Annotated in this window: 12 protein-coding genes; 7 read left to right on the top strand and 5 right to left on the bottom strand. The window is 72.1% G+C overall.

All coding sequences use genetic code 11. The features are described 5' to 3' along the window. The 7 genes from ABZY11_RS33810 to ABZY11_RS33780 form a co-directional block, all read left to right on the top strand. On the top strand, window positions 1-703 hold a 703-nt coding region (locus ABZY11_RS33810), incomplete at its 5' end, for an ATP-binding cassette domain-containing protein (RefSeq protein ID WP_356482827.1). Next, complete coding sequence (locus ABZY11_RS33805) at window positions 700-2034, top strand: hypothetical protein (RefSeq protein WP_356482826.1); 1335 nt, start codon at window positions 700-702, stop codon at window positions 2032-2034. The genes ABZY11_RS33810 and ABZY11_RS33805, both read left to right, overlap by 4 nt. Continuing rightward, window positions 2031-2654 carry a hypothetical protein gene (locus ABZY11_RS33800; RefSeq protein ID WP_356482825.1) on the top strand — a complete coding sequence of 208 codons (624 nt, stop codon included), beginning with the start codon at window positions 2031-2033 and terminating at the stop codon, window positions 2652-2654. Before ABZY11_RS33805 ends, ABZY11_RS33800 begins: the two co-directional genes overlap by 4 nt. Before the next feature lie 115 nt (window positions 2655-2769). Further along, window positions 2770-3462, top strand: coding sequence for a spermidine synthase (locus tag ABZY11_RS33795; protein ID WP_356482824.1), 693 nt, complete (start codon window positions 2770-2772; stop codon window positions 3460-3462). Between the two features lie 223 nt (window positions 3463-3685). Continuing rightward, complete coding sequence (locus tag ABZY11_RS33790) at window positions 3686-4423, top strand: response regulator transcription factor (RefSeq protein ID WP_356482823.1); 738 nt, start codon at window positions 3686-3688, stop codon at window positions 4421-4423. Next, window positions 4420-5496 carry an ATP-binding protein gene (locus tag ABZY11_RS33785; RefSeq protein ID WP_356482822.1) on the top strand — a complete coding sequence of 359 codons (1077 nt, stop codon included), beginning with the start codon at window positions 4420-4422 and terminating at the stop codon, window positions 5494-5496. Before ABZY11_RS33790 ends, ABZY11_RS33785 begins: the two co-directional genes overlap by 4 nt. 258 nt (window positions 5497-5754) lie before the next feature. Then, window positions 5755-9591 (top strand): multifunctional oxoglutarate decarboxylase/oxoglutarate dehydrogenase thiamine pyrophosphate-binding subunit/dihydrolipoyllysine-residue succinyltransferase subunit, encoded by a 3837-nt coding sequence (locus ABZY11_RS33780; protein WP_356482821.1) that lies wholly within the window; start codon window positions 5755-5757, stop codon window positions 9589-9591. An 87-nt stretch (window positions 9592-9678) separates the two neighbouring features. On the opposite strand, the gene fxsT is transcribed toward ABZY11_RS33780, so the two are convergent. The 5 genes from fxsT to ABZY11_RS33755 all read right to left on the bottom strand — a co-directional run. Continuing rightward, on the bottom strand, window positions 9679-12672 hold the full coding sequence (gene fxsT, locus ABZY11_RS33775) for an FxSxx-COOH system tetratricopeptide repeat protein (RefSeq protein WP_356482820.1): 2994 nt from the start codon (window positions 12670-12672) through the stop codon (window positions 9679-9681). 80 nt (window positions 12673-12752) lie between these two features. Further along, entirely contained in the window at window positions 12753-14144 is a 1392-nt protein-coding gene (locus ABZY11_RS33770) for an HEXXH motif-containing putative peptide modification protein (RefSeq protein ID WP_356482819.1), read from the bottom strand. Beyond that, window positions 14141-15274 carry an FxsB family cyclophane-forming radical SAM/SPASM peptide maturase gene (locus ABZY11_RS33765; RefSeq protein WP_356482828.1) on the bottom strand — a complete coding sequence of 378 codons (1134 nt, stop codon included), beginning with the start codon at window positions 15272-15274 and terminating at the stop codon, window positions 14141-14143. Before ABZY11_RS33765 ends, ABZY11_RS33770 begins: the two co-directional genes overlap by 4 nt. 219 nt (window positions 15275-15493) lie before the next feature. Next, the gene (gene fxsA, locus ABZY11_RS33760; RefSeq protein ID WP_356482818.1) at window positions 15494-15679 is read right to left on the bottom strand and encodes an FxSxx-COOH cyclophane-containing RiPP peptide; all 186 of its coding nucleotides are present in this window, start codon (window positions 15677-15679) and stop codon (window positions 15494-15496) included. A 228-nt stretch (window positions 15680-15907) separates the two neighbouring features. Beyond that, window positions 15908-19051, bottom strand: a 3144-nt coding sequence (locus ABZY11_RS33755; protein WP_356482817.1) for an SAV_2336 N-terminal domain-related protein, incomplete at its 5' end; no start/stop codon positions are given.

The raw sequence follows: 19051 nt of genomic DNA, 5'->3' as shown, positions 1-19051 counted from the left end.
CGGTGTGCACGGGCTGCTCGGACCGAACGGGGCGGGCAAGACCTCGCTGATCCGGGTGCTCGCCACCGTCGCCGCGCCCTCCGGCGGCCGGGTGGAGCTGCTCGGCACCGAGGTCGGCGCCGGGTCGGACCACCGCGGCCGGGCGTCGGTCCGGCGCAGGCTCGGCTATCTGCCCCAGGAGTTCGGCTACTACCCGGGCTTCACGGTCCGCGAGTTCGTCTCCTATGTGGCCTGGCTCAAGGAGATGGACGCGGCGGCGGTCCCGGCGGCCGTGGAACGCGCGGTGGACCGGGTGGGTCTGGCGGACCGGATCGACGCACGGGTGAAGACCCTGTCGGGCGGCATGGTGCGGCGCGTCGGCATCGCCCAGGCGATCGTCAACGATCCGGACCTGCTGCTGCTCGACGAGCCGACCGCCGGTCTCGACCCGGAGCAACGGGTCGAATTCCGGGCGCTGATACGGGGGCTGGGCCGCACCACCACCGTGATCGTCTCCACCCATCTGGTCGAGGACGTCGCCGCGGCCTGCACCGACGTCACGCTGATCGAGGCGGGCCGGATCGCATACCGGGGCACGACGCGGGAGCTGACGGAGCTCGGCGGCACCGCGGACGGCGGCGCGGATCTGCCGGACGGCAACCCGATCGAGCGCGGCTACACCTCCGCGCTGCGGACGCACCGGGCGGCGGTGGAGAACCGATGACGACCTCCGCCATGTCCGAAAAGACCTCGTCCGAAAAGACCTCGTCCGGGAAGCCCCCGGCCCGTACCGCCCTGCGGACCGAACTCCGGCGCGGGATCGCCCCCTGGACGGGTCTCGCCGTCGCAGTCACCCTCCTCGCTCCGCTGTGGAGCAAGGCCCCCCAGTGGCAGGGGAGCTGGGGCGAGACGCAGACGGAACTGCACACGGCGGCGGCACTGCTCGGCGGCCCGCTCGTCGCCGCGGCCGCCTGCTGGCAGGGCGGCCGGGAGTACCGCCGCCGCACCGCCGAACTGCTGCTCTCGGTCCCGCGCAGCCGGTTCGCGCAGGTGACGACGGCCGCGACGCCGATCGCGCTGTGGGCGGCGGCCGGGTATCTGCTCGCACTGGGCGTGGTGTTCGCGGCGACGGCTCCGTACACCGGGGCAGGCGGTCCGTCCCTCGCGGTCGTCGCCACGGATCTCGGTTACCTGCTGTCCATCGCCTTCGTGGGCTTCGTCGGCGGCCGGCTGGTGCGGTGGCGGCTGATCGCTCCGGTGGTCGCGGCCGTTCTCTACGTGGTCCTGGGCGCCCCGGGCTACATGGACTCGGACACCCGGTTCCTGAGCCCCGCCGAGCAGTACGCGCTCCAGGGGCAGGTCCCGGTGTGGTGGTTCGCGCCGGCCCTGCTGGCCTGGACGGGCGGCATCGCCTGCACCGTGCTGCTCGCGCACGCGGCCCGGCGGCGCCTGCTGGCCGTCGTACCGCTCGTGCTGGCGGTCGCGGGCGGAGCATTGATCGTCGACACGGGCACCGACCTGTTCCGGGATGACCCGGCCGTGACGCGCAGGGTCTGCTCGGCGGCCGCACCCGGCACGCCGCAGCTCTGCGTGAAGGCGTCCGACGCTCCGGTGCTGCCCCGGATGTCCGAGGCCCTGGCGGGAATGTTCTCGCGGCTGGCGGGAGTCCCGGGCGCACCGGTCAGATACGTGGGCCCGGAAGCCGATCCGAAGGACGGCGAAGCCGCTCTCGCGCACGTGGCGCGCGGCTGGGGCATCACGCGGAACAAGCTGACCGATCCGCAGGCGTACGCCTCGGAAACCGCCCTGGGCCTGGCGAACCGCGACTGTCCGGACGGCCGGGTGAGCAGCGACGAAAAGGAAACCGAGCGGGTGAGTCTCACGGACGACGCCGTACGCAGCTGGCTGGCCGGCGACGACTCCACATGGACCCCGGAAGCGCGCCCCCTCGTCGCCCGCCTCAAGGCCATGCCGGACCCGGACCGCAAGGCCTGGCTCGGCCGCTACCTGGCCACCCGGAAGAGCTGCACGCCCACGGAGGTACCGGCCCTGTGAACAGTCAGCCGGCCCACGCCGCTCCCCCTCTCCTCTACTTCCGTTCCCGTGCCCTCCCCCTCACCGCCGCCACTCTGGCCTGCGTGGCCCTGGTCGCCGCCTGGGCCGCCCACTGGCTTCAGGACCAGCCGTACTTCGACCACACCGCCCGCGTCCCGGTCGTCGTGCTGGCCCCGCTGCTGGTCTCCGCGGCGATCGGCACCAGCCTGCACTCGCACACCGACGAGCTGGACCGGACCGCCGCGAGCCGCTGGTGGCCGCGCCGGCTGCTGCATCTGCTGGCGCTGACCGCGGCGGCGGCCGGGGCGCTCGCGGCGGCGGTCCCGGGGCACCCGGAGGCGTACGGCGTACCGGCCATGGTGCGCAATGTGCTCGGCGCGACGGGGGTGGCCGCGGCCTCCGCCGCGCTGCTCGGTGCCCGGCTGAGCTGGCTGCCGATGACGGTCTACGGCGGCGCCGTCTATCTGGCGGCGCCCCGCACCCCGGGCGGGGCGGCGGCGGTGTGGGCCTGGCCGATGCAGCCGGGCCCGCAGGGGGCGGCGTGGGCGGTGGCCGTGACGGCGTACGTGGCCGGGGCGGCGCTCCTCGTGGTGCGCGGCGCGCGCCCGGAGCGGGGGTAGGGGCCGTCCGGCGGCGGGCGACTCCTCGCGCGGATCCGGCAATCCGCTGGTCGTCGGCCGCGTCGACCGGACAGGATGGGCGGACCGTGCCCGCCATTCACCGGAGACCCGCACCATGCCCGACTTCCACCACTCCGACACCCTCTCCCCCGTCACGCTCGACCGCCGCGAAGGCCCGTACGGCGAGGTCGTGCTGCGGGAGCGGGGTGATGACTTCGAGATCATCGCCAACGGGTGCTTCCTGATGGACACCTCGGACGGGCGCTCCGAGCGACTGCTGATCGACGCGGCGCTGGCCGCCCTGCCGGCCGGCCGGCCCGCCCCATCAATACTCATCGGGGGGCTCGGCGTCGGTTTCTCGCTCGTCCGGGCCGCCGCCGAGCCCCGGTGGGGCCGGATCGTGGTGGTCGAGCGGGAGCAGGCGATCGTGGACTGGCATCTGGAGGGGCCGCTCGCCGCGATCTCCGGTGCGGCGCTCGCCGATCCGCGGACCGGGATCCTGACGACGGATCTCGTCGAGTACCTGAGTACGACTACGGACCGTTACGACGCTCTGTGTCTCGACATCGACAACGGACCGGACTGGACCGTCACCGAGGACAACACGAGCCTCTACTCCCCCGCCGGTCTGGCGGACTGCCGGGAGCGGTTGACGCCGGGCGGCGTTCTCGCAGTGTGGTCCGCGCAACCGTCCGCCGACTTCGAACAGGCCTTGCGGAATGCCGGATTCGGTGGGGTAAGAACCGAAGAGGTCAGTGTTGCCCGAGGTGTGCCCGACGTGGTGCATCTCGCACTTCGGACAGACTGAGATCCCCCACCGGGTATCCTCGGCCCCCGGAAGTCCGGGGGCCAAGCGCCACAAGACCGACACTCCGCCACTTCCCCGCGTCCGCGGCGTTACACCCTGCGTAGCCGAGAGCAGTCCACTGCCTTTACGCTGCTGACCGGTAACGGGATCACCCACGAAATCCACAAGCGAAGACCGTGCGTCCGGGGGAATGGCCCCCGTGAGAACGGGCAGGGGCGGGGCGATGGAACAGACAAACACCACCCACAACGGCGTCGCGGCCACCCCGGGCGCCCAGCGCCGGGTGCTGGTGGTCGAGGACGACGCCACGATCGTCGATGCCATTTCCGCCCGGCTGCGGGCCGAGGGCTTTCTGGTGCAGACCGCACTCGACGGTCCCGCGGCGGTGGACGCGGCCGAGGCGTGGCAGCCCGATCTGATGGTGCTCGACATCATGCTTCCCGGCTTCGACGGCCTGGAGGTCTGCCGCCGCGTGCAGGCCCAGCGGCCGGTGCCGGTGCTGATGCTGACCGCCCGGGACGACGAGACGGACATGCTGGTCGGCCTCGGGGTCGGTGCCGACGACTACATGACCAAGCCGTTCTCGATGCGCGAGCTGGCGGCCCGGGTCCATGTCCTGCTGCGCCGGGTCGAGCGCGCGGCGCTGGCCGCGGTGACGCCGCGCAGCGGGATACTGCGCCTCGGCGAGCTGGAGATCGACCACGCGCAGCGCCGGGTCCGGGTGCGCGCCGACGACGTCCACCTCACGCCGACCGAGTTCGATCTGCTGGTCTGTCTGGCCAATACGCCGCGAGCGGTGCTCTCCCGGGAGCAGTTGCTGGCCGAGGTCTGGGACTGGGCGGACGCCTCCGGCACCCGTACGGTCGACAGCCACATCAAGGCGCTGCGCCGGAAGATCGGCGCGGAGCGGATCCGTACCGTACACGGTGTCGGCTACGCCCTGGAGACCCCGGCTCCATGACCCGGCCCGGTTCCGGACTGCGCCCTTTCTCGGTCAAGGCCAAGCTGGGCACGCTCGTGGTGGTCTCGGTGTTCATCACCACCGGGCTGCTGATGGTGGCCGTGCGCACCAGGACCGAGCTGCGGTTCATCACGGTGTTCTCGGTGATAGCGACGCTGCTGATCACCCAGTTCGTGGCGCACGGGCTGACCTCGCCGCTGGACGAGATGACGACCGTGGCCCGCTCGATATCGCACGGCGACTACACCAGACGGGTGAGCGGCGCCGACCGGCGTGACGAGCTCGGCGATCTGGCCCAGACGATCAACCTCATGGCGGACGATCTGGAGGCCGTGGACCGGCATCGCAAGGAGCTGGTCGCCAATGTCTCGCACGAGCTGCGAACACCCATCGCGGCGCTGAGAGCCGTGCTGGAGAACGTCGTGGACGGAGTGTCCTCGGCCGATCCCGAGACGATGCGCACGGCGCTGAAGCAGACCGAGCGGCTCGGCAGGCTGGTGGAGACGCTGCTGGACCTGTCCCGCCTGGACAACGGGGTGGTCACGCTCAAGGCCCGCCGTTTCGAGGTGTGGCCGTATCTGTCGGGCGTGCTGAAGGAGGCGAACCTCGCCGTCTCGCACCGCCGGCTGTCGTCCGGTTCCGGGAACCACACCCGCAAGGACGTACATCTGCATCTGGACGTGTCGCCGCCGGAGCTGACCGCGCACGCGGACGCGGAACGCCTGCACCAGGTGGTGGCCAATCTGATCGACAACGCCGTCAAGCACAGCCCGCCGCACGGCCGGGTCACCGTGCTGGCCCGGCGCGGGGCCGCCCCGGAATCCCTGACGCTCGAAGTCATCGACGAGGGGCCGGGCATTCCGGAGTCCGAGCGGCACCGGGTCTTCGAGCGTTTCAACCGCGGCGAGGTGCCCTCCCCGCACGGTCCGGGCAGCGACGGCGGTACCGGTCTCGGCCTGGCGATCGCCCGCTGGGCGGTGGATCTGCACGGCGGACGCATCGGTGTGGCCGAATCCGTTCGCGGCTGCCGCATTCAGGTCACTCTTCCGGGGATCCAGCAACCGCGAGGTTGACATAGGGTTCGAATCGGAAGGGCACGTTCTACGTGTTCCGTTCAAGGGGGTACGGCCCACAAGGCCGTAGCCGCGGTCCCACGTACCCAAAGCAAAGCGGAACTGTGCTTGTTTCCCGCCAATTCCCGCACCGAAACCCGCCTTCCGATGTGACTTGCGCGACGAAGACCGGCCCGGCCTGCGTGGAACGGCTGGGGAGGCGTAGCCTTGATTTCCGCTGTCCATCACCTTGTGAAGCGGAAGAGGGCGGTTGCCGCCGTGTCGTCTCAGTCCCCCAGTAACTCGAGCATCTCGACCGACCAAGCCGGCCCGGGTACGAACCCGGCCGCGGCTTTCGGGCCCAATGAGTGGCTCGTCGACGAGATCTACCAGCAGTACCTCCAGGATCCCAATTCGGTCGATCGCGCCTGGTGGGACTTCTTCGCCGACTACAAGCCGGGTGCCTCCGGCACGGCGGACAAGCCCGTTCCCGGCGCCCCGGCCGCAGGGGCTGCGGTGACCCCGGCCCCGGCCGCACCCGCACAGGCCACCCCGGCACAGGCCCCGGCCCCGGCCCCGGCCGCACCCGCTCCGGCCGCAGCGGCTCCGGCGCCCGCACAGGCCGCCCCCGCCGCCGCTCCGGCAGCCCCGGCCGCTCCGGCGAAGGCCGCCCCGGCTCCGGCCGCGCAGCCCGCCGCACCCGCCCCGGCGAAGGCCACGGCCGCACCGGCCACCGAGGCCCCGGCCGGTCCCGAGTACGTGACGCTGCGCGGCCCCTCGGCCGCCGTCGCGAAGAACATGAACGCCTCGCTGGAGCTGCCGACGGCCACGTCCGTCCGCGCCGTCCCGGTGAAGCTGCTCTTCGACAACCGCATCGTCATCAACAACCACCTCAAGCGCGCCCGGGGCGGGAAGATCTCCTTCACGCACCTCATCGGGTACGCGATGGTGCAGGCCCTCAAGGCCATGCCGACGATGAACCACTCCTTCGCGCTGAAGGACGGCAAGCCGACCCTGGTCAAGCCGGAGCACGTCAACCTCGGTCTCGCCATCGACCTGGTGAAGCCGAACGGCGACCGCCAGCTGGTCGTCGCGGCCATCAAGAAGGCCGAGACGCTCAACTTCTTCGAGTTCTGGCAGGCCTACGAGGACATCGTCCGCCGCGCCCGCAACGGCAAGCTCGGCATGGACGACTTCACCGGGGTCACCGCCTCGCTGACCAACCCCGGCGGCATCGGCACCGTGCACTCGGTGCCCCGCCTGATGCCCGGCCAGGGCCTCATCATGGGCGTCGGCGCGATGGACTACCCGGCCGAGTTCCAGGGCACCTCCCAGGACACCCTGAACAAGCTGGGCATCTCCAAGGTCATGACGCTGACCTCGACGTACGACCACCGGGTCATCCAGGGCGCCGCCTCCGGCGAGTTCCTGCGGATCGTCGCCCAGCTCCTGCTCGGCGAGAACGAGTTCTACGACGAGATCTTCAAGTCGCTGCGCATCCCGTACGAGCCGGTCCGCTGGCTCACGGACATCGACGCCTCGCACGACAACGACGTGACCAAGGCCGCGCGGGTCTTCGAGCTGATCCACTCCTACCGGGTCCGCGGCCACGTGATGGCCGACACCGACCCGCTGGAGTACCGCCAGCGCAAGCACCCCGACCTGGACATCACCGAGCACGGCCTCACCCTGTGGGACCTGGAGCGGGACTTCGCGGTCGGCGGTTTCGCCGGCAAGTCGATGATGAAGCTCCGCGACATCCTCGGTGTGCTGCGTGAGTCGTACTGCCGCACCACCGGCATCGAGTTCATGCACATCCAGGACCCGAAGCAGCGCAAGTGGATCCAGGACCGGGTGGAGCGCACCCGCACCCAGCAGCCCGAGCGCGAGGAGCAGCTGCGCATCCTGCGCCGGCTGAACGCCGCCGAGGCGTTCGAGACGTTCCTGCAGACCAAGTACGTCGGCCAGAAGCGGTTCTCGCTGGAGGGCGGCGAGTCCGTCATCCCGCTGCTCGACGCGGTCATCGACTCCGCCGCCGAGGCCCGCCTCGACGAGGTCGTCATCGGCATGGCCCACCGCGGCCGGCTGAACGTGCTGGCGAACATCGTCGGCAAGTCGTACGCGCAGATCTTCCGCGAGTTCGAGGGCAACCTCGACCCCCGGTCGATGCACGGCTCCGGCGACGTCAAGTACCACCTGGGCGCCGAGGGCACCTTCACCGGTCTGGACGGCGAGCAGATCAAGGTCTCGCTGGCCGCCAACCCCTCGCACCTGGAGGCGGTCGACCCGGTCCTGGAGGGCATCGCCCGCGCCAAGCAGGACATCATCAACAAGGGCGGCACGGACTTCACGGTCCTGCCCGTCGCGCTCCACGGCGACGCGGCCTTCGCGGGCCAGGGCGTCGTCGCCGAGACGCTCAACATGTCGCAGCTGCGCGGCTACCGCACCGGCGGCACCGTGCACGTGGTGATCAACAACCAGGTCGGCTTCACCGCCGCCCCGGAGTCCTCGCGCTCCTCGATGTACGCCACCGACGTGGCGCGCATGATCGAGGCGCCGATCATCCACGTCAACGGCGACGACCCCGAGGCCGTCGTCCGCGTCGCGCGGCTCGCCTTCGAGTTCCGGCAGGCGTTCAACAAGGACGTCGTGATCGACCTCATCTGCTACCGCCGCCGCGGTCACAACGAGGGCGACAACCCGGAGTTCACCAACCCGCAGATGTACACCCTGATCGACAAGAAGCGCTCGGTGCGCAAGCTCTACACCGAGTCCCTCATCGGTCGCGGCGACATCACGCTGGAAGAGGCGGAGCAGGCGCTCCAGGACTTCCAGGGCCAGCTGGAGAAGGTCTTCGCGGAGGTCCGCGAGGCCACCTCGCTGCCTGCTCCGGCGCACACCCCCGAGGTCCAGCCCGAGTTCCCGGTCTCCGTGACCACCGCGATCTCCCCGGAGGTCGTGAAGGTCATCGCGGAGTCCCAGGTCAGCATCCCCGACCGGATCACCGTCCACCCCCGCCTGATGCCGCAGATGCAGCGCCGCGCGGCCTCGGTGGAGAACGGCACGATCGACTGGGGCATGGGCGAGACCCTGGCCATCGGTTCGCTGCTGATGGAGGGCACCCCGGTCCGGCTGGCCGGCCAGGACACCCGCCGCGGCACCTTCGGCCAGCGGCACGCGGTCCTGGTCGACCAGGTGACCGGCGAGGACTACACCCCGCTGCTCTACCTCTCCGACGAGCAGGCCCGTTACAACGTCTACGACTCGCTGCTCAGCGAGTACGCGGCGATGGGCTTCGAGTACGGCTACTCACTGGCCCGTCCGGAGTCGCTGGTCGTCTGGGAGGCCCAGTTCGGTGACTTCGTCAACGGCGCGCAGACCGTCGTCGACGAGTTCATCTCCTCGGCCGAGCAGAAGTGGGGCCAGACCTCCGGCGTCACACTGCTGCTGCCGCACGGCTACGAGGGCCAGGGCCCGGACCACTCGTCCGCCCGCCCGGAGCGCTTCCTCACGCTGTGCGCGCAGAACAACATGACGGTCGCCATGCCGACCCTGCCGTCGAACTACTTCCACCTCCTGCGGTGGCAGGTGCACAACCCGCACCACAAGCCGCTGATCGTCTTCACCCCGAAGTCGATGCTCCGCCTCAAGGCGGCCGCGTCGAAGACGGAGGAGTTCACCACCGGCGGCTTCCGCCCGGTGATCGGCGACGACTCGGTGAACCCGGCCGACGTCCGCAAGGTCGTCTTCTGCGCCGGCAAGGTCTACTACGACCTGGAGGCCGAGCGTACGAAGCGCGGCGTCACGGACACCGCCATCATCCGTCTGGAGCGCCTGTACCCGCTGCCGGGTGCCGAGCTCCAGGCCGAGATCGCCAAGTACCCGAACGCCGAGAAGTACCTCTGGACCCAGGAGGAGCCGGCCAACCAGGGCGCCTGGCCGTTCATCGCCCTGAACCTGATCGACCACCTGGACCTGGCCGTCGGCGCCGACGTCCCGCACGGTGAGCGCCTGCGCCGCATCTCGCGTCCGCACAGCTCGTCCCCGGCGGTCGGCTCGGCCAAGCGCCACCAGGCCGAGCAGGCACAGCTGGTCGCCGAGGTCTTCGAGGCCTGACCGGTCGCTGTACGCAACCCGAAGGGCCCGGCCCCGCGAGCTGATCGCGGGGCCGGGCCCTTCGGCGTACCGGCGGGGCGTCCCGCCTCAGACGATGGGGGGTTCGAAGTCCCAGTACGGACGGTTGCGGGAGCGGGCCGAGACCGTGTGGACGTGCTGGGCCCCGAGCGTCGAGACCAGGTCTCCCAGCGCCTCGTTCTCGATCTTCTCGGCCCGCTGCCGCTCCCGGATGCCGCGCAGGTCGGCGGCGTGCGCGATCCGGGCGGAGAGGGTCAGCGGGTGGGTCCGGCCCAGGGTCTCGGCGGCCCGGCCGATGACCGACTCCGTCAGCTCGGCCGCGGACTCCGGGTCCCCCACCAGGTTGCGCAGCGCCGAGGCGTTGATGGCACATCCCAGGGTCCAGGGGTGGTACTCGCCGACGGCCCGCGTCAGCGCGGCCAGAGCCTCTTCCAGGAGAGCGTGGGCCTGGTCCCGCTCCCCCACGTTGCGCAGGATCAGGGCGTGGTTGGCCCGCGTTCCGGCTACGAAGGGGTGCCCTGCGCCGAGCATCGCCTCGTAGCCCGTGACGACCTGTTCGCTTATGTCCCTGGCCCGGTCGATGTCGCCGTGTTCGCGTGCGAAGACACTCTGGCTGACCGCGAACATCATCGTCAGCGGATCGCTCTCGCCCAGGACCCGCTCCGCCCGTTCGAGGACCCGGGTGAAGAGGGCCGCGGCCCTGCCGCGCTCGCCCGTGCGGTACTGGCACAGCGCGAGGTTGTGCTCGGCGCGCAGGGTCTGCGGGTTGTCGGGCCCCATGACCAGCCGGTGCACCCGGACGCTCTGGTTCTGGAGCGACAGTGCGTCGCCGTACCGGCCGAGCAGACGCAGGTCGGTGGCGTAGTTGATCTCGGAGAACAGGGTCCAGGTATGGCGTGAGCGCAGCAGTTGCCGCCGGGCGTCCAGGGTGCTCCGGTTGAGCTCCAGGGACTCCTCGTACCTGCCGAGCAGCCGGAGCGAGACGGCCAGGTTGTTCTGTGCGTTGAGGGTGCGCGAGTCCTGGTCGCCCAGCAGTTCGCGGTAGGCGGCGAGGATCCAGCTGGAGATCTGGAACGCCTCGTCGTACCGGCCGAGGCCCCGGAGGTCGGCGGCCAGGCCGCCGGCGGCTCGAAGGTGTTCCAGGTCCTGGGCGCCGCGTTCGGTGCGCAGGCGATCGACGGCGGCCCGTTCGATGGCTTCCGTTCCGGCGTAGTCGCCCACGGCCCGCAGCACGTTGGCGTAGTTGTAGCTGAGGTCCCAGATCCTGGGGTGGTCGTCGCCGAGGAGTTCCCGCCAGGCCTTCATGGCGCGTTCGCCGAGCTTGATCCCGGCCCGGTACTCCCCGGAGAGGTACATGTAGCGCAGGCAGTTGAGCACCAGGGTCTGCACCGCCGGTTCGGTGCTCCTGAGCACGTCGGCCCATTTCAGGTGCGGAGTGATCTCTGCGTAGGCGGGCCACAGGCGGGTGTCGGTGGGGCGGCCGGGGTCGGCGGCGGCCAGGGCGCGGCGGACCACGTCGATGAATTCCCGGCGGTCCGCGTCCGGCATGTCCTTGCCGACGATCTGGTGGACCATGCGGTGCATGTAGAGCGACTCGCCGGACGACGACTCCTCACCGACCGTTTCGTGGGACTCCAGCCGGACCACGGAGTACTGGCGGAGCTGGCCGATGGCCTTGTTCCACAGCAGCGGGTCGTTCATCAGACCGGACAGCTGCTCGGGCAGTTCGCCGGGGGGCATCTCCCGCAGCAGTCGAACGGGGACGGAGCCGGGTGCGAAGAAACTGCACAGCCGCAGCAGGTCGACGGATTCCGGAACGGTCTCCTTGAGCTTGTTCAGCAGTATCGACCAGGCGGTCTGGAAGGCGAGCGGGAAGTCGGCCGAGACCTTGACGACGTCCTGGTCGATGCCGCCTTCGAGGAGTTCGATGTACTCCTCGACCGACATGTCGGAGTCGTTGAGCCAGCCGGCGGTCTGGTCGAGGAGGAGCGGCAGGTCTTCGAGGGCCTCGGCGAGCTGGTCGGCCTCGGCCGGGTCCAGCCGAGGGGCGCGGCGGCGGATGAACGCGACGGACTCCTCGCGCGCGTAGACCGGGACCTCGACGAGGTTGCTGTTGTGCTCGCTCCACTCCGGGTTGCGGGAGGTGATCAGGACATGTCCGGGGCCGGTCGGCACCAGGTCCCAGATGTGTTCGGGCTCGTCGGCGCCGTCCAGGACGAGGAGCCAGTGGGAGTGCGGTTCACCGCGGCGCAGCGCGTCCCGGACCGCGCGCAGCCGTTCGCCGTACTCGGCGCCCGTGGACAGGCCCAGTTCGGGGGCGAGTTCGGCGAGCTTCTGGCGGTAGAGGGCGCGGCGGTCGGCGGGCACCCACCACACGACGTCGTACTCGGAGCCGAACCGGTAGACGTACTCCGCGGCCAGCTGGGTCTTGCCCACGCCGGACATGCCGTGCAGGGTCACGACCCCGGCACCGGATCCGGCGCCCTGGAGGGCCTCGTACGCCTTGCTGAGCAGTGCCTCGCGGCCGGTGAACCGGGTGTTGCGGCGCGGCACCCCGCCCCACACTTCGGGGGTGTCGGCCGGATACCGGGGCCCCTGCCTGGCCCCGGCGGGCTCCGGCAGCGGGTCGGTGGGCAGGCCCAGGCGGACCAGGAGCCGTCGCTCGGCCTCCTCGGCGCCGACGTTGGTCAGGTCCGCCGCGCCGAACGCGGAGGTGGCGCCCGGCAGTGCCGAGGTGGTGATGGAGACCGCGGCGAAGCGGTCGGCGTCGGGGGCGACGACCTCGCGCAGGGCCCTGTTCCACTCGTCGTGGCTGCGCGGGCCGAGCTGGAAGTACCAGTCGCTGAGGATCACCAGGACGCGGCCCCGGGAGAGCGTCAGGTCGCGCAACGACTCCTCCAGCGGAACCTCCACCGGGGGATCCCAGCGCTGCGTGACGACCGTCACTCCGCGCCGCTCCAGACGGTCACCGATCCAGGTCGCCCAGGCCCGGTTGAAGCCGGCGAAACTGATGGTGACGGCCTGCACCCCGGTTGCTCCAACTTGCTTACGCGTTCCGGGCATTCAACCGTCTCCCTGCGTCGATCCGAGCCTTGTCAACATACACCTGAGCACGGTCGCCCCGGCGGGCGATCGCGGGTCCGTCACCGGCTTCGCGAGCCGTTCCTCTGCTGCCATATCACCTTGGCCGTGGCCACGTACGCCTCCGCGCGGGCGAGGTGCCCCGAGGGGGGCGGAGAATCGTCCAGACGGTGGTAGAGCGCGATCATCTCGTTGACCAGCACGCGGCCCCCTCGGGTCAGGGCCGCCGATCCTGCCAGTACGGGCAGTACGGCGCCGATCTGTTCGCGGCAGCGGGCGTGCTCGGCCCAGGCGAGGTCGCGGTGGGTGGCCCGCCGCGCTTCGAGCGCCAGCCGCTGCCAGAAGTCGGCGAGCGCGAGGTGCGAGTAGGCGCCCTGGAGGAGGCCGTCGAAGGGCCGGGGGTCGGAGCGCCAGGGTGCGAAGTGGCGGGGTGCCGGGTCCTCGTGGTGCAGCGGTACGAGGGCGGCGAGCGCGGCCAGTTTGGTGTGCTGGAGTTCGTGGACGAGGGTGGCGGCGAAGTGGGCGGAGGTGGCCGGCTTGCTGCTGAGGACTGCGCCGAACGCCTCGCGCCTGGTCCCGCTGCACTGGGCCGCGCCCTCGCCGGTGGGGCCGGAGCCGGGCGGGTGACCGAGGGGTATGAGGCAGCGCAGCAGCAAGGCCGCCTCGGCGAGGCGGTGTTCGCCGCCGATGCGGAGCAGCGGCTCCACTCCGGTCCAGGAGTCGGCCCAGGCCTTGCGTTCCTGGTCGTCGACGCGGACGGCCGCGCTCAGTCCGTGGCGCGGGAGTCCGCCGCCCTCGGTGCGGTACGGGTCGACGTCGTCCAGGCGCACGGCGCCGGTGCCGGGTGGTACGGCGGGCAGCGTGAGCAGGGGCAGCCAGCGCGGGTCGGCCGAGTCTGTCGCGCCGTCGCCTCGCACGTGCACGGTGAGCGGGGGCCGGCCGCTGCCCTCGCGTACGGTCATCTCGCCTCCCGCGAAGGCGAGTTCGACGGATGGCGAGGGCGTGCACAGCGCACCGAGGGTGGGCAGGGGCAGGAACCCGTCGGATGTGCTGAGCCGGGTCAGGAACGGGACTCCGGCCCGGATCGCGGCCGCGGCGGCGAGCGCGTTCAGGTGACGGAGGTCCGCACGGAGTCCGGGGGCGGGACCGAAGCCGGAGAGGCCGCGCAGGCAGCGCAGCGCCCAGGGGCCCACGAGCGGGTGGAACAGGACGGTGCGCACGGCGGCCCGATCGGCGCGCTCCGCGGTCTCCAGCAGCGCCCAGTCCCGGTGGACGCGGTCCAGGGTCCGGGGTGGGCAGATGGTCGTGGGGGCCGCCTCGGCCGCGTCGAGCAGGGCCCGCAGCAGGAGGAGACGGCGGGTGTCCTGATCGCGTACGAGGACGTGGAGGGTGTCGGCGTCGCCCTCGGTGCGGCCCAGTCGGCGCAGCATGTGGTCCGGGAGTGGGGGGATCATCGGCGTTCTCCTGCGGTTGCGTCGAACAGCCGGGCGGCCACATGGCGCACCAGCCGTTCGAGGTCTGCGCAGTAGACGGACGGGTTGGCGAAGCCGTTCTCTGCGCGGTAGCGGTGTGCGTAGTGGCCGCCCCCGCAGACGGTCAGCAGCGGGCAGGCCCGGCAGGCTGCGGCGAGTGCGCCGGCACCGGCCCGGCGGGCTGCGATGCCGGGGTGGCGCAGGGCGTCGTCGAAGGCGTGGTGGAAGATGTCGAGCCCGGTGGCGGCGGCCGTGTCGTAGGCGGACTTGAGGGAGTCGACCTGCTCGATCGTCCCGTCGGTCTCGACCACGATCGCGTTGACGGGGTCGAGGCCGAGGGACTCGGTGGCGCCGGGCAGGCCGAGCAGCAGGGCGATGCACTCCTCGAAGAGCCGGACCCGGGTCTCCCGCCGTCCGGTGCGCCACCAGCGGTCGAAGACGGTGGTGAGCCAGTCGCCGTACGGGGTCGGACGGCCGGGCCCGGTGCGCGGCGCGCCGGTGGGCGGCAGGCCCGGTGGCGGGTTCGTCCAGTTGCCGTGCGGCAGCAGCAGGTCCAGGGCCGGGGGGCGCAGTTCGAGCAGCGACTCGTACATCTCGATCGGGTCGGTGTCCGGGTCGACGACGGTGAGGATGCCCGCGTAGGCGTCGGGGTGCCGGTCGGCGAGGAGCCGGGCGCCGCGCGCGGCGGCGGGCCAGGAGGGGCGTCCGGCGTGGTCGGTGCGGCGGCTGTTGTGGGCGGGCCGGCCGCCGTCGAGGCTGATGCCGATGCGTATGCCGTGCCGTGCGAGGGTGGCGGTACGGGGCTCGGTGAGGAGGGTGGCGTTGGTCTGGACGGTGGTGTGGACGGTGCAGCCGTCGGGCGCCAGGCCGCGTACCCGGTCGGCGAAGGCGGCCAGCCGGTCGGCGCCCGCGAGGAGGGGTTCGCCGCCGTGCAGGACGAGCGCGACGTCCCGCAGTTCGTGGGTCGCCGCGTGTTCGGCGATCCGGTGCGCGGTGCGGTCGAGGACGGCGGGTGCGGCGGCGGCCGGGCGGTCGCGCCAGGTGCGGTCGGGGCCCTCGTACAGGTAGCAGTAGCGGCAGGCGAGATTGCAGCGGCCGTGCACCTTGACGATGAACTGCCCGAAGGAGAACGGGAGTCGGCCGCCCTTGGCACGCGGGAGCGGTTTCGGCGTCGCCTGTCGAGACACTCCCGCACCCCCGCGCCGTTCACATGCACCGGCACGGCCCCCGTCGCCGTCCCGAGGCGAGTATCCCTGGCCTGCCGGGCAGGCAAACCCGTCCCTCACCACGATGTCCTGTTCAGCCGGGCCCCGGACCGAAATCGTGCGGCCTCAGAAGGCGTTGGTGAACCCCCAGAGCATCTCCCGCGGCTGCTCGGCCCGCCCGCGCAGATCCGCGACCACCTCGGCGAGCACCGGATGGTCCAGCGTCCGCAGCGACTCCAGATCGAGCCCCAGCAGATCCGGCAGCGCGTCCGGTCCGCCGTCCGGTATGCCCTTGTGTGCCGTCTCGCTCATCACGTCTCCCCGTAACACCGCAGCGTGCTCGCGGTGGCGTGCTCGCCCTTGAGCGCACCCCGTCGAGCCCGCGTCCCTGACCTGTGTGCCGGCGCGGACCCCGCCCGCACCGGTCGCCCCTGTACGGATGCCCCGCACGATCGGGCCTACGCCTTGTGAAGCATGCCGTCCACCGATGCCGGTCGAGCGCGGGCCGCCTCACACCGCCGGGCGCTCTCCGTCGAGCGCTCAGCGTTCCAGTTCCGCCAGCCGCTCGGCGGTCGACTCACCCGCCGCGCCGCCGCCGTCCGGCAGTTTGCGCCACTCCCGATGGGCCGCCCGGTACGCCTCGCGGGCGGCCCGGGGGCGTCCTGCCCTCTCGTACGTCATACCCCGCCAGTGGTTGGCTGTAGCACTCAACTCGACGGCCTGTTCAAGCTGTTGCGGACTTTCCAGCTCTGTCTCCGCCCGGCCGGCCGCCTCCGCCGCGCTCCGGAACGCCTCGGCCGCCTCGTCGAGCCGGGCCGGACGCCGGAGCACCCGGGAGGCGTCGAGGTGGGACCGGCCCAGTTCCAGCCAGCAGCGTGCCTCGGTCAGCGGGTCGGCCGCCTCCTGGGCCGCGAGGCCGAAGAGATGCTCGGCCTCCCTGAGATCCACCCGGTCGTCGGTGGCCCGGTGCCGGAGCATCAGCGCCCGGCCCAGCATCAGCAGCCGGTCGGCCTGGCGCGCGCTCCCCGCCGCCGTCTCCGTACGGCAGTCCCGCAGCACCCGGATCGCGGCGCCGATGTGCGGGCGTCCGTCCGGCAGCCGGGCCCGGCGCAGCAGGGTGCCGCCCCATTCGGCGAGCAGGTCGGCGTGGGCCCGCGAGTCGCGCGGTACGCCTCGGGCGGCGCGGGCGAACCAGTCGGCGGCGGCCACGAGTTCGTCCGGATCGCCGGTGTGCTCGTACCGCGCGACCCGGACCCGGCCGGCCCTGATCTGGAGCGAGGCGCGTTGCCGCTGTTCCCGTACGGTCGCCAGGGCCTGCTCGATCAGCGTCGCGGCCTCGTCCGGTTCCTCGCCGGAGCCGAGCAGGGCGTCCACCAGGTCCAGCAGGATGCGCACCTCGGTGCCCAGGGTGTGCCGGCCGCCGCCCTGCTCGAACGCGGTGCGCAGGGAGCGTGCGGCCTGGCCCGCGTACACCCGGGACTGTTCGGTGTCCACGGTGGCCCCGGCCAGCTTCAGCAGGGTCCGTCCGTGCGCGAGGGGCAGGGTGGTGGGCCGGTTCTCCTGGTCGGGCCAGACATCGGCGAACGCCTCCAGCATCCCGCACGCGGCCTGGAGCAGGGCGGTGTCGCCGTCGAGCCGCCACTGCGCCTCCAGGGCGCGAACCCGTTCCAGCGTCAGCCGGAGGGCCTCGGCGGGCTCCATACCGGGGGCCGCGCAGGCGGCCGTGTACTCGCGGTCGGCGCGGCGCAGCAGATCCAGCGCGCCGCGCCGGTCGCCGCGCCGCCGCCGGTCGTCCGCCGCCGCGTGCAACACCTTGGCCAGTACGGCCCGTTCACGTACCGCCGCGGGCTGTGCGGCGGCCCGTTCGGCGGCGTACTCGGCCTCGCGGAGAAGTTCGGCGTCGCCCTGGACCTCCCACAGCCGCAGCACGCAGCGGGAGTATTCCGCCCACAGTCCGGGGTCGGCGCCCGGCCGCTCCTCGCGTTCGGTGGCGCCGCGCAGCAGCTGCACGGCGTCGATGAGGTACTGCACCATGCTGTCCGACTCGAACTGCCGCAGGAGGGAACGGGCGCTTTCCACCGCCGCGTTCGGGGTCTGGACGGGGCTCTCGTGGCCGCCCCGTCCGGTCTGCGTCACGAACTGCTCGGGCAGCGGCATGAAACGCTCCAGTACGCGGACCGCGACCTCGGCGAAGGGATGGGGGACGCGCGGTCCGCCGCTTGCGTCGCTCTCCCCGTTCTCGCCCCCCTCGTCGATCTCCCCGTCGGGTGCTCCGTTCCCCGTTCGGCCGGTGCCGGGAGCGGCCGTCGGCGACAGGTATCTGCGTTCGCCGAGCTGGGCGAAGGCGAGCGCCGGGAAGTTCGGCCCGCCCTTCCCGAACCGCTGCTCGATGTACTGCGAACAGTGCTTGAGCACCAGCAGCGCCTCGTCGCGGCCCAGCGGGCCGAGCAGTGCCTCCCGGACGCCCGGCGCGAATTCGTACCACTGGCCGCCGTCCGCGCCGCCGTCCTCGCTCCCGCTCCGTGACAGCAGTCCGCTCAGCAGCACCTCGGCGAGTTCGGAGGGGCCCGAGTGGGGCAGCATCGTGCGCTGCACCAGCTGCATCACCGGGAGATGCAGCGGGGCCGCCGCGAGGTAGACGGCCAGCTGTCCGGCGGCCGGTGAGGCCGCCGCACGGAAGCGGCTGACCAGCTGGAGGGAGGAGAGTTGGCCGCCCGCGCGCTGCGCGGCCGCCGCCGGCTGGTCGGCCCGCACCCAGCCGACCGCGCCGGAGATCTGTCCCGAGCCGGTGCCGGAGAGCAGTTTCGCCCAGGCCGCCAGCGCCCCTTCCACCGGCGGGAGAACGGGCACGGCGAGGGCCCCCGGGTGCACGGCGGGGCCCGTGCCCGGCTGCTCCACGACCTTGAGCACGGCGGCTCCGCCGGGTCCGTCGCCCCGGGACAGCGAACCGTAGGTGACCGGCAGTCTGGTCCGGTTCCACATCCGCTGCGGCAGCGGCTGGAGTACGGCGGCCGGGGCCTGTGCGGCCAGCTGGTGCAGCAGCCGGTGGGCCCGTCCGCTGTGCCAGAGCGGACCGGCGCAGTCGCTGACCAGGACGGTGACGCGGCGGCCGGTCGGATCGCTCAGCCGGTCCGCCGAGTTCAGCGGCGCCGCCGCCGGGTCGGGGCTGCGGCTCACCGCGGCCGCACCGTCGGGCCCCTGGTGCAGATAGCGCACCTGAACGTCCCGGAAGGCGCCCAACTGGCTGAATATCTGCTGGAGTTCGTCGAACATCCGGTCCCAGACCAGCATCGAGGACGAGGCGTCCATGACGCACTGCAGGACCGCCTCGCCCCGGTCCACGCCACGGAACACCGGGATGATCAACCCACCGGCGCGGGCACTGAGTTCGGCGGTCGCCGTCTCGTCGAGGGTGCTGCGCAGCGGTGGCGAGGCGGGGTGGTAGCGCTGCAACGGCCGTAGTGCACGCTGGAGTTCGAGGGGCGCGGGCAGTGCCGGGGCGGCGGGCACACCGAAGGTGAGGGCGGTCGTACGGCCCGCCCGGGGGACCCCCGGGCCGCCGGAACGGGCCCGGCCCGAGGGACCGGTGCGCGGTACGGGGTAGAGGGTGACGCGCTGGTCCGCGTCCTCGGGGTCCGCCCGCGGCGGGGTTTCGTCGCCCGGTACGTCGCGCGCGGGTCCCGG

Origin of the sequence: Streptomyces sp. NPDC006510 (assembly GCF_040611955.1) — a bacterium.
In the GTDB taxonomy this organism is placed as follows: Bacteria; Actinomycetota; Actinomycetes; order Streptomycetales; family Streptomycetaceae; genus Streptomyces.
This window is presented reverse-complemented; position numbering and strand designations above follow the sequence as displayed.

What these genes read in the sequence shown, in the direction of transcription:
- ABZY11_RS33805 (WP_356482826.1), top strand. Translation starts at nt 700, where the DNA reads ATGACGACCTCCGCCATGTCCGAAAAGACCTCGTCCGAAAAGACCTCG.
- ABZY11_RS33795 (WP_356482824.1), top strand. Translation starts at nt 2,770, where the DNA reads ATGCCCGACTTCCACCACTCCGACACCCTCTCCCCCGTCACGCTCGAC.
- ABZY11_RS33790 (WP_356482823.1), top strand. Translation starts at nt 3,686, where the DNA reads ATGGAACAGACAAACACCACCCACAACGGCGTCGCGGCCACCCCGGGC.
- ABZY11_RS33785 (WP_356482822.1), top strand. Translation starts at nt 4,420, where the DNA reads ATGACCCGGCCCGGTTCCGGACTGCGCCCTTTCTCGGTCAAGGCCAAG.
- fxsT (WP_356482820.1), bottom strand. Translation starts at nt 12,672, where the DNA reads ATGCCCGGAACGCGTAAGCAAGTTGGAGCAACCGGGGTGCAGGCCGTC.
- ABZY11_RS33770 (WP_356482819.1), bottom strand. Translation starts at nt 14,144, where the DNA reads ATGATCCCCCCACTCCCGGACCACATGCTGCGCCGACTGGGCCGCACC.
- fxsA (WP_356482818.1), bottom strand. Translation starts at nt 15,679, where the DNA reads ATGAGCGAGACGGCACACAAGGGCATACCGGACGGCGGACCGGACGCG.